Below are 15445 nucleotides of genomic sequence, written 5' to 3' on the forward strand. Positions count from 1 at the left end.
GCGACGGCCGGGCGCGGCAGCGTCGCGACGTCGTGCTCACGCCGCCGCGGGCAGGGCCATACGCGCGCCGAACTCCCTTACCACCGGCTCCTCCTGATACGGCTCCAGCCGCTGCTGGAAGTCCTCCAGGTACTCGGCGCCCCGGTGGGATCTGAGCCCGTCCAGCAGTTCCACCGCCTTCAGGCCCGTGCTGCAGGCCTGTTCGACCTCCCGCTGCTGCACCTGTGCTGTGGCGAGCAACACATAGCCGATCGCCCGGCGCCGCACCCGCGACTCGGGATGCCCGGCCAGCGACTCGCGCGCGCACCGCGCGGCGTCCTCGGCCTGCCCCAGGTCCCGGTGGCAGTGCGCCAACTCGTCGGACAGGTAGGCCTCGTCGAAATGGGCGATCCACACGGGGTCGTCCCCCGAGGCCGGCTCGGCCGCCTCCATGGCGCCGATCGCGCGCCCGGCCGCCTCCTCCGCGGCGCGCGCGTCACCCATGAGCGCGTGCCCGCGCGCCTCCGCCGCACGGAACATCGCCTCCGCGCGGGGTGTCGCCCGCCCTCGCGCGCCTTCCTGTGCGGCACGCGCCAACTGCGCGATCTCGCGCGGGTTTCCGAGCTGCGCGGCCAGATGACTCATGGAGGCGGCGAGCACGTACCCGCCGTACCCGCGGTCGCCGGCCGCCTGGGCCAGTCGCAGCGACTGGATGTAGTAGCGCTGGGCGAGGCCCGGCTGCCCGGTGTCGACGGCCATGTACCCGGCGAGTTCGGTCAGTCGGGCGACCGCCGCGAACAACTCCCGTCCGACGGCCTCCCGGTACGAGCCGGCGAGCAGCCCGGAGACGACGCTGTTGAGGTAGTGCACGACGACCGGACGCACGTGCCCGCTGCCGTACTGGTGGTCCAGGTCCACCAGGGACTGCGTCATGGCCCGCACGGCTCCCACGTCGGACTGCCCGACCCGCGGCCCGGCCGAGCGCGCCACCTGCGGGTCGGGGGCGGAGATCAGCCAGTCCCGGCTCGGCTCCACCAGCGCGGACGCGGCGACGGAGGAGCCGGACAGGAAGTCCCGCCGGCCCACGTCGCTGCGCCACAGCTCGCAGACCTGCTCTATGGCCCCCAGTACCGTCGGCGAGAACTGGAGACCGACACCCGACGCGAGGTTCTTGCCGTTGGCCATGCCGATCTCGTCGATCGTGACCGTACGGCCCAGCTTGCGCCCGAGTGCCTCCGCGATGATCGCCGGTGCCCGGCCCCGCGGCTGCTGTCCGCGCAGCCAGCGGGCCACCGACGTCTTGTCGTACCGGAGGTCGAGGCCGTGCTCGGCGCCGCACATGTTGACTCTGCGGGCCAGCCCGGCATGGGAGCATCCGGCTTCCTGGATGAGCGCCTGCAGTCGTTCGTTCGGCTGCCGCGCGACGAGAGGCCTTGCGGCCATGGCATACCCCCTGAGGCTGCGGTGCCTGCCCACGCACCGAGTTGACGTGTCTTCGGCGGCCGGACCCGCCCATCCCCTGACAACTCCCCTCGTGAAGGGACGAAGAGTTCCGGCCGTGAAGATCAATGCCCCGCCGAGGTGCCGAAGATGCGAGGCATGGGCGAATTGCCGGAGTGACGGCGGATGCCGGCCCCGTCCTGGCTACCCACCCTTGGCTACCCACCCGCGGACACCGATCCTCCTGCGCGCCCCCGCACATGCACCCATGCGCCCCGGCCACGGAGCGCATGCCCCTCCCCCGCGCATGGGCACGGGCGTAACCCCTGGTGACGGACGTAGTTGTGTTCATCGTGGAAGAGACGATCCCGGGCACCGATGCCGGACAGATCCCGAAGCAGCGCGGGGAAACCCTGCTGGACACCGCGGTTCGCTACACCGAGGAGCGACACTGGGACGTGTTCCCGGGCACGTGGCTGGAGGCCTTCGACGGGGTGCACCGCTGCTCGTGCGGTGTCGTCGAGTGCCCGGCCCCCGGCGCACACCCGGCGCGCTCCGACTGGGCGGCCCAGGCGACCGGCAGCGCGACGGCCGTCCGCCGCATGTGGCAGACGTGGCCGACAGCCTCGATCCTGCTGCCCACCGGCCACTCCTTCGACACGATCTCCGTCCCCGAGACGGCGGGGTTCCTGGCGCTGGCCCGGATGGAGCGGATGGAACTGGCGCTCGGTCCGGTGACCCTGACGCCCGCCCGGCGCATGGAGTTCTTCGTGCTCCCCGGCGCCGCGGCGAAGGTGCCGGGCCTGATCCGCTCCCTGGGCTGGTCGCTGTCCCCGCTCGATCTGACCGTGCGGGGCGAGGGGGCGTACGTGGCGGCGCCGCCCACGCGGTTCGGGTCCAGGGGGGCCGTGCAGTGGGCCGGCAGGCCGACACCGGCGAACCGGTGGCTGCTGGACGCCGCGGAGCTGATCTCGCCACTGGCGTACGCGTGCGGCCGGGACCGGCAGGACCGCCGGGAACGCCGGGAACGGCGGGAGCAGTAGGGCGCTGCGGGAGAGGATCTCGGCGTGCACGACCCGCCCCACCGTCGGATCGGCCCCCATGGGGTGCTTCGTATGACGGAGGGAACAGGGCGAACAGAAGTGGGTCCGGCCGCCGTTCGTGTGCGGGGGCTCTGGAAGCGGTTCGGCCGGCAGGTCGCGGTGGCCGGGATCGATCCGGAGCTGCCCGCGGGCAGGTTCATCGGGCTCGTCGGGCCGAACGGGCCGGCAAGACCACCACGCTGTCGATGGTGACCGGGCTGCTGCGGCCCGACCAGGGCACCGTCGAGGTCGTGGGACACGACGTGCGGCGCGACCCGGTCGAGGTCAAGGCGCGGATCGGGGTGCTGCCGGAAGGGCTGCTGTGGCCGGCAGGCACGGCGTACGGCGCCGCCCTCACCCTCCTCGGCCTCCGCCTCGCGGCGCCGAGCACGGCCCACCGCCTGCCGGAGATCCTCACGGCGGTCAGCAAGGGCTGAGGGGCAGGGCGGGGGCACGGGGCCCGCAGCAGGGCGAGGGCTCGGGGCTCAGGCGTCCTGGAGGGCGTCCAGGAACGGTTCGATGGCGGTGCGCCAGGCGTCGGGCTGGTCGTAGTGGACGAGGTGGCCGGCGTCGACCACCTCCGCGTACTGGCCGCGGGGCAGGACCCGGACCATCTCCTGGGCCTCCGCGCGGCCCAGTTCGCCGTCGAGGCCGCGGACCACCAGGGCCGGGCACCGCACCTGGGCCAGTTCTTCCCAGTGCGCGTCGTACACCCAGGTCTCGCGGGAGCGGAGCATCTGGCCGAAATCGAAAACCGGCCGCCATCCGTCCGGGGACTCGGCCATCACCTCGGCGTAGAACTCACCGCGGGCCGGGTTCGGCCGCTCCACCCAGGGGTCGTCCTCGCCGAACCACTTGCGGACGTCGGCGAGGGTGGCGAACGGAACGGGCCAGGCCTTGAACCACTGGGCCCACTCGCGCTGCGAGGCAGCCCCGAGCGCGGAGGCCCGCATGTCACAGATGACCAGCCCGTGCACCAGGTCGGGTCGTTTGGCTGCCAGCTGCCAGGCGGTCAGCGCACCCATGGCGTGGCCGATGAGGACGGCCGGGCCGAGGCCCAGCTGATCGAGGGCGGCCTCGGCGTCGTCGACGTAGGCGTCACGGGTGAACGAGGCCTGCGGGGGCTTGTCGCTGCGGCCGTGGCCGCGCTGGTCCAGGGCGACCGCCCGGCACCGCCCGGAGAGCCGGCGGGCGGTGGACGCCCAGTGCGAGGCACGGCCCATGAGCCCGTGGAGCAGCAGCACGCTCGAGGCGTCACCCCCGGTGGGGTGCTCCGTCGGATCGCTGCCGGTCTTGGGCGGATCGCCGAACTCCCAGGCCGCGAGACGTACGCCGTCCGTCCCCGTCACGTCGATGCGTCGCGCCATCGTCTTGGCACCCCCAGCTCGCTGCTTGCCGTGCTGCTTGCCCTGCCTGCTGTTGCCGCCCCACAGATTATCGAATGCGCTTTCGAGAATTCGGTTCCAGCCGTCAACACCCCTCGTACGAGTGACACCGCTCGGGGATTGATCGCCGCGGCCGGGGGGAGATCTCCAACGGGAGGCGGACCTCTCGGGGAAATTGGTCCGCAGGGAATGACCCTGGGAGCTCGGGGCTCCGGGTCAGCACAGGGGAGGGCAGGCCCCGGCGCCGTGCGGCGCCGGGGCTCCTCGCGTGGTCACGGCACATCCTCCCGCCCCTCCCCGGCCGGGTGACAGCGCGGTCGGCCCGGCCAAGAGCCCCTCAGGCCATATGCCTCACGCGACAGCCTCGCACGCGAACCGCGCGAGCGCTGCGCTTCGGCGCACTCGGCCCGGATTCGGCGCGATCGCACCGGCGCCGCGACGCCACCGGAGCAACTTCCTTTCACAGCAGTCGAGTTGACCGGACGCGAACACATGCCCACCATCGCGGGATCACCACCGTGCCGGCGCCCGCCCCTGCCCGACCGCTGTCCGCAACCGGACCCGGGACTACGGCTTGGCGACGAACACGTGGGAGGCGACGTCCCTCTCCAGCTCGGCCGCCTCACCGCTGCTGCCCACCAGCACACCGCCCGCCGACTCCGTCACACTGACCACCGAACCCGGCTGGACGCCCGCCCGGCGCAGCGTGTACATCAGCTGCGCGTCCGTCTGGATCGGCTCGCCGATACGGCGCACCACGACCGTCTTGCCCTCGAGACCCGGGTCGAGATCGGCCAGGGACACCATGCCCTCGTCCAGGAACGGGTCGGCGCCGTCCTTCTCGCCCAGCTCCTCCAGGCCCGGGATCGGGTTGCCGTAGGGCGACTCGGTGGGATGCCGCAGCAGCTCCAGCACACGGCGCTCGACGGCCTCGCTCATCACGTGCTCCCAGCGGCAGGCCTCGGCGTGCACCTGCTCCCACTCCAGGCCGATCACGTCGACGAGCAGACACTCGGCGAGGCGGTGCTTGCGCATCACGCGGGTGGCGAGCCGGCGGCCCTCGGCGGTGAACTCCAGATGCCGGTCGGCGGCGACGGACACCAGGCCGTCGCGCTCCATCCGGGCCACCGTCTGGCTGACCGTCGGCCCGCTCTGGTCGAGCCGCTCCGCGATCCTGGCGCGCATGGGGACCACCCCCTCCTCCTCCAGCTCGAGGATGGTGCGGAGATACATCTCCGTGGTGTCGATCAGTCCGGACATACGTGCCCCTCGATGAGATCTGCGATTGGCTCTGCCGGAGGCTGGACGGCTCACCGGCGCATGTGCTGGCCCTGGACTCAATTCTGACGCATGGCGCCGACAACCGAGGCGCGCCGTGGAACGAAAGGTATGCGCGGGGTGGTACACGGTGGTGCGGGGCCGTCGCGGAGGGCTTCCCTGCCCCTCGGGCCGCCATATTGACACGGTACTGGTCCGGACCGCACGGTGATCGGCAGCAGTCCACCCCGAAGGGATGCCGCATGAGCGACCGTACGCCGGCCGGCCAGTTCCTCGATGCCGCGATCGGCCTGCTGCACCGGGTCCGCGACGAGGAGGCCGCCTCCGTCGCGGCCGCGGGCACCCTGCTCGCCGACACGGTCGCGGGCGGCGGACGCCTCTTCGCCTTCGGCGCCGGCCACTCCTCGCTCGCCGCGCAGGACATCGTCTACCGCGCGGGCGGGCTCGCCCTGATGAACCTGCTCGCCGTCCCGGGCGTCGTCGGCATCGACGTGATGCCGGCCACCCTCGGCTCGGCCCTCGAGCGTGTCGACGGGCTCGCGAGCGCCGTGCTCGACTCGTCCCCGGCCCGCGCGGGCGACGCGCTGGTGATCGTCTCCCTGTCCGGGCGCAACGCGCTCCCCGTGGAGATGGCCATGAACGCCCGCGCCCTGGGCCTGAAGGTCATCGGCGTGACCTCGGTGGCCTACGCGACGGAAACGACGTCCCGGCACGTGTCGGGGACGTACCTCAAGGACCACTGCGATCTCGTCCTGGACTCCAAGATCGCGGTCGGTGACGCGGAGCTGACCCGGGACAACGTCCCCGCCCCCTTCGCCCCCGCCTCCACCGTCGTCACCACGGCCCTCCTCCAGGCGGTCATGGCCACCGCGGCCGCCACCCTGGCCGACCGCGGCATCGAGCCGCCCCTCCTGCGCTCCGGCAACGTCGACGGCGGCCACGCCTGGAACGGCCGCGTCCTGGAGCAGTACGGCGACCGGATCTTCTACCGGCACTGAACCCCGCCGCCGCCCCGCCACCCGTCGCTGTCACCGGCCCGGCGCCGGTCACCATGACCGCTTTGGCCGCCGTTGCCACTCCGACCGCCGGTCACCGCCATTCCCATCGCCGGGCCACCCTCACCACTCCGGCCGCCGGTCACCGCGACCGCGCTCCCGTCACCACTCCGGCCGCCGGTCACCGCGACCGCGCTCCCGTCACCACTCCGGCCGCCGGTCACCGCGACCGCGCTCCCGTCACCACTCCGGCCGCCGGTCACCGCGACCGCGCTCCCGTCACCGCTCCGCCGTCACTCCGCCCGCCGGGTCGGGGTCACTCCCGCTGTCCGGTCGCTCCCATCAGGTCCAGGGCCGTGGCGATGCGGTGGGCCACGTCCTCCGCGTACATCGCGTCGGGGCGTTCGAAGGCGTTGCGTCCCGGGCCCCGCAGAAACGTCACGGCACCGAGCGTGCGGCCCCGGCTGCGCAGCACCGTGCACAGGGCGTGCGCCGCGTCCGCCGGCCACTGCCGGGACACCGCCCACGCGCGCGCATCCTCCGCCGGCACCGCCCCCACGTCGGCCCGTACGGAACCGGCCCGCTCGACGCACCGCAGGGCGGGATGGCCCTGGCCGTACCGCACCGGCAGACCCGCCTGCCCGGCGAGCCTGCTCGGCCCCGGCACCCCTGACGGAGTGGCCGCGATCCGCACCAGCCGGATCCGGCCCGCGCTCTCCGCGTCACCCGCGGCCCCGTCGGCCGCCCGGTCCGCCACGCGGTCGATCAGCGCGTGGTCGGCAAATCCGGGGAGCGCGAAGTCCAGATGGACGGTGACGGCCTCCGCCGGGTCCTCGCACTCGGCCGCCGCCCGCGCCGCCCGGTGCAGCTGCTGCGCCCGGAACCGCACCAGCGAGGCCTCCTGCTCGCTCTGCCGGGCCTCGGTCACGTCCTGGAACAGCCAGCCCACGCCGAGCGGCACCGGCTCCTCCGCCAGCGGCGACGCCAGCCGCACGAAGCCGCACCGCCAGCACCGCCGCCGCTCGCCCTTCGGCTCCCGCACACTCACCCAGATCTCGGCGGGCGCGGGCGGAGCGCCCTGGGCCAGCACATGGGTGAGCGCGCTCTCCAGTTCCTCCACTCCCTGCGACAGCAGCTCCCCGAGCGGCCGCCCCAGCACGGAGGTGCGCCCGGTGCCGAGCGCCTTCGCCGCGTGCGCGTTGATCACGGCGGGCCGCAGATCGGCGTCGACGAGGACGACGCCCCAGCTCGCGTCCTCCAGCAGCGCCTCGCTCAGCGCGATCGACCGCTCCAGGTCGATCTGCGCGTGCACCTCGCTGAACGCGCAGTACACACCCGCCGGCTTCCCGTCGGGCCCGCGTACGGCCGCGGACTGCGTCCGCACCAGCACCCGGCCGCCGTCCTTGGTCAGCAGCGCGAACTCGTGCACCTGCCGGCCCGAGGCGTCCATGGCCGACATCAGCTGCCCCTCGACCTCCGCGGCGTCCGCGCCGCGCACCGCCCATCCGGCGAAGCCCTGCCGGCCCACGGCCTCGGCCGCGGTCCATCCGAGGATGCGCTCCGCCTCACGGTTCCAGTGCGTCACCACCGCGTCCGCGTCGAAGGCACACAGGGCGGCGTCCATGCCGTCCAACAACGCGGCCAGCAGATCGGAACCGTCCGAACTCTCCCGCTCGGGCTCGTCGGGCCCCAGTTCGTCGGTGGTCCCACTACGCCGGGAAGCACTCACCTGGACCCCCTGCAGCTGCGTCCTACGTACGGCACGTCGGTCCGCCCACTTGCAATCATTCAACTTGAACGTGACTCAGCGCACATCGGGTTCCCGCAACATTGAGAAAATCGTTGTACGCCACCGGCATTCCGCCCCCGGTCCCGCTCGCCCCGCCCGGTCCCGGCCGCCGACCCCGTCCGGAGTCCCCGCCCTCCGCTCAGCCGCCGCCGTCCCGGGGTTTCCCGCCGCTCCCCCGCCGGGCGTCCACCTCGATCTCGATCCTCATCCGGGGGTCGGCGAGCCCGCACACCTGCATGGTCGCCGCGGGCCGGACCTCGCCGAAGCAGCGCTTCAGCACGGGCCAGCACGGCTCGAAGTCCTCCCGCGCGGGCAGCAGGTAACGCACCCGCACGACGTCCGCGAAGGTGCATCCCGCCTCGTCCAGGGCCGCTTCGATGTTCCGCAGGCACTGCTCGGCCTGCTCGACCACGTCGTCGGAGATCGTCATGGCCGCGTAGTCGAACCCGGTGGTCCCGGACACGTACACCCGGTCCCCGTCCACCACGGCCCGCGCGTAGCCGATCCGCTCCTCGAACACCGACCCGCCCGCGATCGCCCGCCGCCCCGTGTCCTCCATGCGCCGCACGGTAGGTGACCGGCGGCGACACGTCCAACGGTCAATATCTCGAAAAACCGGTTGATCCGACGGCAGGACGGTTCCTAGGGTGGGGGTATTCCGGAAAGGAGGTGGTTCGGCACATGTATTCATACCGGACGGAAGAGGTGGCTGCGGGCCAGTAGCCCGTCGCCGTACTCGGTTCGGCGCCGGACCAGCGTGTGCGTGATGCACGCGACCGGCCCCAATCCAACGCAGTCGCCCGACCCGCGAGTCGCCGGTACGTCCGGCCGGCCCCTCCTTCGGAGGGCCAGGCTCGCGGGTCGTCTGCGTTTCCGGGAGCGCCGGAACCCCTCGGGCCCCGGGCGCCCGTCGTGCTCCGGGTGTCAGGCCCGGTCGGCGATGTCCGCGTAGCCCTCGATCTCCTTCGGGTCGCGGTTGCCGGGGCCGATGTAGTGGGCGGAGGGACGGACCAGGCGGCCGGTGCGCTTCTGCTCGAGGATGTGGGCCGACCAGCCCGCGGTACGGGCACAGGTGAACATCGAGGTGAACATGTGGGCCGGCACCTCGGCGAAGTCCAGGACGATGGCGGCCCAGAACTCGACGTTGGTGGCCAGGACGCGATCGGGACGGCGGGCGTGGAGTTCGGCCAGGGCGGCCTTCTCCAGCGCCTCGGCGACCTCGAAGCGCGGGGCACCGAGATCGCGCGCGGTGCGGCGCAGCACGCGGGCGCGGGGGTCCTCGGCGCGGTAGACGCGGTGGCCGAAGCCCATGAGGCGTTCGCCCTGGTCGAGCACCCGCTTCACATACGCCTCGGCGTCTCCGGTGCGTTCGATCTCCTCGATCATGCCGAGGACGCGCGAGGGCGCGCCACCGTGCAGGGGCCCCGACATGGCGCCGACGGCGCCCGAGAGGGCCGCGGCCACGTCCGCGCCGGTGGAGGCGATGACGCGGGCCGTGAAGGTGGAGGCGTTCATGCCGTGCTCGGCGGCGGAGGTCCAGTACGCGTCGACGGCGGCGACGTGCTTGGGGTCGGGTTCGCCGCGCCAGCGGATCATGAAGCGTTCGACGACGGACCTCGCCTTGTCGATCTCGCTCTGCGGGACCATGGGCCGGCCCTGGCCGCGCGCGGACTGGGCGACGTAGGAGAGGGCCATGACGGCGGCGCGCGCGAGGTCGTCGCGGGCCTGCTCGGCATCGATGTCGAGCAGCGGTTTCAGACCCCAGACGGGTGCCAGCATGGCGAGCGCGGACTGGACGTCGACGCGGACGTCACCGGAGTGGACGGGGATCGGGAAGGGCTCGGCGGGCGGCAGACCGGGGTTGAAGGCGCCGTCGACGAGAAGGCCCCAGACGTTCCCGAAGGAGACGTGCCCGACCAGATTCTCGATGTCGACGCCCCGGTACCGGAGGGCGCCGCCCTCCTTGTCCGGTTCGGCGATCTCCGTCTCGAACGCGACGACTCCTTCGAGCCCGGGTACGAAGTCGGACATCAGGCGGCTCCTCATGATGGGGGCGACGGATGGTGGTGTGGGTGGGACGACCACGCGCCGGCCGGTCGGTGGGTCGATCGGTCGGTAACCGGTCGATCTGTTGAGGCGAGTGCGCGTCCGAAGGCTCCGCGGTCGTCATCGCGAGGACTCGCGGTCCGGGGCGTCACCCCTGTGATGCCCGGCCGGCGGCCACCCAACCGGATCACTGTCCAGCACGATATCCCTGAGTGCCATTTTTGGGGAGAGTTCGCGGCACTCAGTGCCACACACTCGCGGACGGGCATCCGCTCCGGACCGCCCTCCCGACCTCCCCTCCCGACCTCCCCTCCCGACCGCCCTCCCGACCTGCGGACACCCCGCCCGCGGCCTCCGCGCATGCGGCAGGATGACAGCGTGACCGACCGAGAATCCGTTCCCCTCGCTCTCGCCTCGATGCGCAAGCAGTACCGGGCCGAGGGGCTTTCCGAGACCGACCTGGCCACCACTCCCCTCGAGCAGTTCGCACGCTGGTTCAAGCAGGCGGCGACGGACGGCGGCCTCTTCGAGCCGAACGCGATGATCGTGTCCACGGCGGACACCCAGGGACGGCCCAGCTCCCGCACGGTGCTGCTGAAGCACTTCGACGAGCGGGGGTTCGTGTTCTACACGAACTACGACTCCCGCAAGGGGCGCGAGCTGACCGGGAACCCGTACGTCTCGCTGCTGTTCCCGTGGCATCCGATGGCCCGGCAGGTCATCGTCACCGGAGTCGCGCGGCGCACCGGCCGGGACGAGACGGCCGCCTACTTCCGCACCCGGCCGCACGGCTCGCAGCTGGGCGCGTGGGCGAGCGGCCAGTCGTCGGTGCTGGCCGACCGTACGGACCTGGACGCGGCGTACGCGGAGCTGGCGGCCCGTTATCCGGAGGGCGAGCAGGTGCCGGTCCCGCCGCACTGGGGCGGCTTCCGGGTGGCCCCGCAGGCGGTGGAGTTCTGGCAGGGCCGCGAGAACCGCCTCCACGACCGCCTGCGGTACGCGGCCCGGCCGGACGGCGGCTGGCGGGTGGAGCGGCTGAGCCCGTGAGCCTTCAGCCCAGTACCTCGTCCAGCAGGGCCGCCCACTGCCGTACCACCCTCTCGCGCCGGGCCGCGTCGTCGGTGAGGAGGGTGGCGAGGCCCAGGCCGCGGGCCATGTCGAGGAGACCCTGGACGGTCTCGCGGACCCCGGAGCGGGTCTCGTCGGCGGCGAGGAGTTCCACGGCGACGCGGTGGCTCTCGCGGCCGATGCGGGATTCCAGCTCGGTCACACGGGGCCGCAGCTGCTCCTCGTTGGAGGCGGCGACCCACAGGTGCAGGGCGGCGCGGAACAAAGGCCCGGTGTAGAGGTCGATCAGGGCGGTGACCACCGCGCGGCGGTCGCCGGCGGCGGTGCCGTCGGCGAAGAGGGCACGCAGGGCCGTGGAGCGTTCCTCGGCCACGTACTCCACGGCAGCCGTGAAGAGGTCCTCACGGGTCGGGAAGTGGTGCTGGGCCGCTCCCCGGGAGACGCCCGCGCGTTCGGCGACGACGAGGACCGTGGAGCCCGCCCAGCCGTGTTCGGCGAGGCAGGCCACAGCGGCTTCCAGGAGGCGCTGCCGGGTGGCCCGGCTGCGGTCCTGCTTGGGGACGCGTTCGACACGTTCGGCACGGTCGCCGCGGCCGGCACGATCGCCGAGATCGCCGAGATCGCCGTGGTCACTGCGATCGCTGCGGTCGGTCGTGCTCACACCACCCATTCCGGATCCCGTCGTTCGAGGAAGGCCGTCATCCCCTCCCGCGCGGTGGCGGAGGCGAAGAGGCGGGCCGAGAGCGCGGTCAGGTCGGCGGCGTCCCGGTCGAAGGTCTCCAGCACCCTAGCCGTGAGCAGCCGTTTCGTCTCGGCCAGGGCCTCGGGGGCGGCTCGGCGCAGGCCGTCGAGGACGGAGGCGAGGACCTCGTCGACGTCCTCGCCGTAGGCGGTGAGCAGGCCGATGCGGGCGGCTTCGGCGGCGTCGAGGCGCTCCCCGGTGAGGGAGTAGCGGGCGAGCGCGCGCGGGTCGGTGCGGGGCAGCAGCGGCAGGGAGACGACGGCGGGGGCGACGCCGATGCGGACCTCGGTGAAGGCGAACGTGGCCGTGTCCGAGGCGGCGGCGATGTCACAGGCGCCGAGCAGTCCGAGGCCGCCCGCGCGAACGTGCCCGGTGACCCGCGCGACGACCGGTTTCGGCAGTTCGACGAGCTGCCGCAGCAGGCCGGTCAGGGCCTGTGGGGACGGAGGGTCGCGCAGGTCGGCGCCCGCGCTGAAGGTGTTCCCGGTGTGCGTGAGCACGACCGCGCGGACGCCGTCGTCCCGGCCGGCGTCGGTGAGCGCGTCGGCCAGCTCGGCGACGAGGGCGGCGGACAGGGCGTTGCGGCGCTCGGGGGCGTCGAGGCTGAGGGTCTCGACGCCCCGCGCGCGCGTGCGGCCGATCAGGGTCACGAGGGCTCCTCGGACTGCGCCCTGAGTTCGCGGCGCAGGATCTTCCCGGAGGCCGCGCGGGGGACGGCGTCGATGAACGTGACGTGGCGGACCCGCTTGTACGGGGCGACGCGTCTTACGGTGTTCACTGCGCGATCTCTGACAATGCTGTGCGCGCGGAGCACAACACAGCGTGGCGCTCCGGAACTTACCGCCGGAGCGCCACGCCGCACCCTCAGCAGCGGCTTGGTTTTCGCTGAGCTCCTGAGAACGAGGCCCCCGCGTCCAGTCCTTGGACGGGGAAGCCCTTGTACTTGTTGGTCTCCCCCCCACCACGAATGGTTGGGACCCCGATCCTCACGGACCAGTCTTTCTGCTTCGACGCCCGTGGCTGCCCCCATGAGGGCAAGGGGCGGCTCGCCGCCCGGCAGTCTTACACCAACTCCACAGACATGACTTCCCACCGACCCGGTGGTAGGCACGCGTACCCTTACGGAAACCCGCGCATCACAATGTGCAGCAGAGTAACTACAGAACGTCAACAGGTGCCGTGACTCCGGCGAATGGTGGATGTTCGGCGAGAGCTCCGTCATGCCGTACGCCTGGCCGACGGGCGGCAGGCCGAGCCGCTGCGAGCAGGCGGCGGCGAGGCTCGCGTCCAGGGGAGCGGCGGCGCTGATGATGTGCTTCAGGGAGCTGAGGTCGTACTCGGCGACCAGGGGGTGCTTGGCGAGCGCCAGGACGATGGGCGGGGCCACGTACAGGCCGGTGATGCGGTGGTTCTGGATGGCCGTCAGGAACGTCTCCAGGTCGAAGCGCGGGAGGACGACGACGGTGGCGCCCTTGCGCAGGGGGGCGTTCATCAGGGCCGTGAGGCCGTAGATGTGGAAGAACGGCAGCACGGCGAGGACGCGGTCGCCGGGTCCTGCGGTGATCAGCGGTTCGAGCTGGGCGAGGTTCGTGGCGATCTGGCGGTGCGTGAGCATCACCCCCTTGGGGGTGCCGGTGGTGCCGGAGGAGTACGGCAGGGCGGCGACGTCCTCGGCGGGGTCGATGGCGACCTGCGGCTCGGGGGCGGTGGAGGCCAGCATGTCGATCAGCGAGCGGTGGCCGGGCGCGCTGTCGCAGACGAGGATCTCCTCGACGCCGCCCGCGAGTTCGGCCGCCCTGCGCGCGGTCTGAAGCAGCGGGGACACGGTGACGATCCAGCGGGCCCCGGAGTCCGCCAGCTGCCTGCCGAACTCCTCGGCGGTGGCGAGCGGGTGAATGGTGGTGACCGAGGCACCCGCGCGGGTGGCCGCGTAGAAGGCGAGCGGGAAGGCGACCGTGTTGGGGCTGTGCAGCGCGAGCACGTCGCCCTTGCGCACGCCTGCCTCGGCGAGAGCGGCGGCGACGCGCCGGTGGAACCGGTCCACCTGCTCGTACGTGAGGGTGGTGCCGTCGGTGCCGTCGATGAGCGCCGCGGTGCTCCCGAACTCGGCGGCGCGCGCGAGCACCGCGTCGTGGATGGGGAGCTCGACGGGTGGAACGTCTGCGTACTCGCTGCGGAACATGGTTCCTCCTCGCACAACGCTGTGCCGGTTCGGTACGACTCGGTACTCCTGGATATGCCGTGACGCCTCTCAGGACTACTGGTTACTGCCGGTTTCAGCACTGCTCGGCGCTGCTCGGCCCTACTGGCCCTACTCGGTGAAGGCCCCCACCGCTCAGTACGACTTGGGCAGGCCCAGGGTCTGGTGGGAGACGTAGTTCAGGATCATCTCCCGGCTCACCGGGGCGATCCGGGACACCCGCGCGGCCGTCACCAGTGAGGCGAGGCCGAACTCGCGCGTGAGACCGTTCCCGCCGAGGGTGTGCACGGCCTGGTCGACAGCCTTCACACAGGCCTCGGCGGCGGCGTACTTGGCCATGTTGGCGGCCTCGCCCGCGCCCACGTCGTCGCCGGCGTCGTAGAGATGGGCGGCCTTCTGCATCATCAGGCGGGCCAGTTCGAGTTCGATGTGCGCCTGCGCGAGAGGGTGCGCGATGGCCTGGTGCGCGCCGATGGGCGCCTTCCACACCGTGCGTTCCCGCGCGTACTCGACGGCCTTGGCGAGGGCGTAGCGGCCCATGCCGATCGCGAAGGCGGCCGTCATGATCCGCTCGGGGTTGAGCCCGGCGAACAGCTGGAGCAGGCCCGCGTCCTCTCCTCCACTGCCGAAAGCGTGGGAGGTGCCCCCACCGACGAGGGCGTCGGCGGGCAGCCGTACGTCGTCGAGGGTCAGCTCGAACTGCTTCTCGGCGGCACTGAGCTCCATGTCGATCCGCCGCCGCTGGAACCCCTCGGTGTCGCGCGGAACGATGAACAGGACCGGCTTGAGCCGCCCGGTGCGGCCCTCTTCGGCGGACACGGTCTCGGTGCGGCCGACGATGAGGGTGGCGTCGGCGATGTCGACGCAGGAGACGAACACCTTGCGGCCGGTGAGCAGCCAGTCCCCGGTGTCGGGGTCGCGGCGCGCGGTGGTCGTGATGCGGTGCGCGTTGGAACCGGCGTCGGGTTCGGTGATGCCAAACGCCATGGTGCGGGTGCCGTCGGCGAGGCCCGGCAGCCACGCCCGCTTCTGCTCCTCGGTGCCGAAGCGGGCGATGACGGTGCCGCAGATGGCGGGCGAGACGACGAGCAGCAGGAGCGGGCAGCCGGCGGCGCCCAGTTCCTCCAGGACGATGGACAGCTCGGCGATACCGCCGCCGCCACCGCCGTACTCCTCCGGCAGGTTGACGCCGAGGTAGCCGAGCTTGCCGGCGTCCGCCCAGAGTTCGGCGGCGGGCACGCCTTCGTCGACGGTCCGGGTGAAGTAGGCGCGGCCGTAGCGGTTGCCGAGGGCGGAGACGGCCGCGCGGAGGGCCTTGTGCTCTTCGGATTCGATGACCGGGGACATTCAGCGCTCCTAGGGGCTTGCGGGCCTGAGGATGTACGGACCTGAGGGCGTTCGGTCTTACGCGCGTTCGGACGTACGGGCTTACGGACGTACG

At 72.4% G+C, this 15445-nt stretch carries 13 protein-coding genes and 1 pseudogene; 4 read left to right on the plus strand and 10 right to left on the minus strand.

Annotated features, from left to right (window positions below):
* Window positions 1–36: 36 nt before the first annotated feature.
* Window positions 37–1422 (minus strand): tetratricopeptide repeat protein, encoded by a 1386-nt coding sequence (locus ACFPZI_RS08405; RefSeq protein WP_381360289.1) that lies wholly within the window; start codon window positions 1420–1422, stop codon window positions 37–39.
* A gap of 341 nt (window positions 1423–1763) precedes the next feature.
* Here ACFPZI_RS08405 and ACFPZI_RS08410 point away from each other — a divergent pair, with 341 nt between their 5' ends.
* The gene (locus ACFPZI_RS08410; protein ID WP_381360292.1) at window positions 1764–2462 is read left to right on the plus strand and encodes a bifunctional DNA primase/polymerase; all 699 of its coding nucleotides are present in this window, start codon (window positions 1764–1766) and stop codon (window positions 2460–2462) included.
* Between the two features lie 72 nt (window positions 2463–2534).
* Window positions 2535–2821 (plus strand): annotated as a pseudogene (locus ACFPZI_RS08415) (ATP-binding cassette domain-containing protein); the annotation flags it as partial.
* Between the two features lie 165 nt (window positions 2822–2986).
* Here the strand turns inward: ACFPZI_RS08415 and ACFPZI_RS08420 are convergent.
* Both ACFPZI_RS08420 and ACFPZI_RS08425 read right to left on the minus strand, forming a co-directional pair.
* On the minus strand, window positions 2987–3868 hold the full coding sequence (locus ACFPZI_RS08420; RefSeq protein WP_381360295.1) for an alpha/beta fold hydrolase: 882 nt from the start codon (window positions 3866–3868) through the stop codon (window positions 2987–2989).
* Window positions 3869–4453: 585 nt separating this feature from the next.
* Window positions 4454–5146, minus strand: coding sequence for a metal-dependent transcriptional regulator (locus tag ACFPZI_RS08425; RefSeq protein ID WP_381360298.1), 693 nt, complete (start codon window positions 5144–5146; stop codon window positions 4454–4456).
* Window positions 5147–5406: 260 nt separating this feature from the next.
* Between ACFPZI_RS08425 and ACFPZI_RS08430 the strand changes: the two genes are divergently transcribed.
* On the plus strand, window positions 5407–6162 hold the full coding sequence (locus ACFPZI_RS08430) for an SIS domain-containing protein (RefSeq protein ID WP_381360300.1): 756 nt from the start codon (window positions 5407–5409) through the stop codon (window positions 6160–6162).
* Between the two features lie 313 nt (window positions 6163–6475).
* Here the strand turns inward: ACFPZI_RS08430 and ACFPZI_RS08435 are convergent, their stop codons facing one another.
* From ACFPZI_RS08435 to ACFPZI_RS08445, 3 genes are all read right to left on the minus strand, one after another.
* On the minus strand, window positions 6476–7888 hold the full coding sequence (locus ACFPZI_RS08435) for a PAS domain-containing protein (RefSeq protein WP_381360303.1): 1413 nt from the start codon (window positions 7886–7888) through the stop codon (window positions 6476–6478).
* A 199-nt stretch (window positions 7889–8087) separates the two neighbouring features.
* The gene (locus ACFPZI_RS08440) at window positions 8088–8507 is read right to left on the minus strand and encodes a RidA family protein (protein ID WP_381360305.1); all 420 of its coding nucleotides are present in this window, start codon (window positions 8505–8507) and stop codon (window positions 8088–8090) included.
* A gap of 365 nt (window positions 8508–8872) precedes the next feature.
* Entirely contained in the window at window positions 8873–9979 is a 1107-nt protein-coding gene (locus ACFPZI_RS08445; RefSeq protein ID WP_381360308.1) for a citrate synthase 2, read from the minus strand.
* 375 nt (window positions 9980–10354) lie between these two features.
* On the opposite strand from ACFPZI_RS08445, the gene pdxH reads away from it, so the two are divergent.
* Window positions 10355–11041 carry a pyridoxamine 5'-phosphate oxidase gene (pdxH, locus tag ACFPZI_RS08450; RefSeq protein ID WP_381360311.1) on the plus strand — a complete coding sequence of 229 codons (687 nt, stop codon included), beginning with the start codon at window positions 10355–10357 and terminating at the stop codon, window positions 11039–11041.
* 4 nt (window positions 11042–11045) lie between these two features.
* On the opposite strand, the gene ACFPZI_RS08455 is transcribed toward pdxH, so the two are convergent.
* From ACFPZI_RS08455 to ACFPZI_RS08470, 4 genes are all read right to left on the minus strand, one after another.
* Window positions 11046–11732, minus strand: coding sequence for a TetR/AcrR family transcriptional regulator (locus ACFPZI_RS08455; RefSeq protein WP_381360314.1), 687 nt, complete (start codon window positions 11730–11732; stop codon window positions 11046–11048).
* Window positions 11720–12454 carry an enoyl-CoA hydratase family protein gene (locus ACFPZI_RS08460; protein ID WP_381360317.1) on the minus strand — a complete coding sequence of 245 codons (735 nt, stop codon included), beginning with the start codon at window positions 12452–12454 and terminating at the stop codon, window positions 11720–11722. Before ACFPZI_RS08460 ends, ACFPZI_RS08455 begins: the two co-directional genes overlap by 13 nt.
* Window positions 12451–13986 carry an AMP-binding protein gene (locus ACFPZI_RS08465; RefSeq protein ID WP_381360320.1) on the minus strand — a complete coding sequence of 512 codons (1536 nt, stop codon included), beginning with the start codon at window positions 13984–13986 and terminating at the stop codon, window positions 12451–12453. The genes ACFPZI_RS08460 and ACFPZI_RS08465 overlap by 4 nt, the downstream gene beginning before the upstream one ends.
* A gap of 153 nt (window positions 13987–14139) precedes the next feature.
* Window positions 14140–15351 (minus strand): acyl-CoA dehydrogenase family protein, encoded by a 1212-nt coding sequence (locus tag ACFPZI_RS08470; RefSeq protein WP_381360323.1) that lies wholly within the window; start codon window positions 15349–15351, stop codon window positions 14140–14142.
* Window positions 15352–15445 lie beyond the last annotated feature (94 nt).

This window comes from Streptomyces chlorus, assembly GCF_042655885.1.
In the GTDB taxonomy this organism is placed as follows: domain Bacteria; phylum Actinomycetota; class Actinomycetes; order Streptomycetales; family Streptomycetaceae; genus Streptomyces; species Streptomyces chlorus.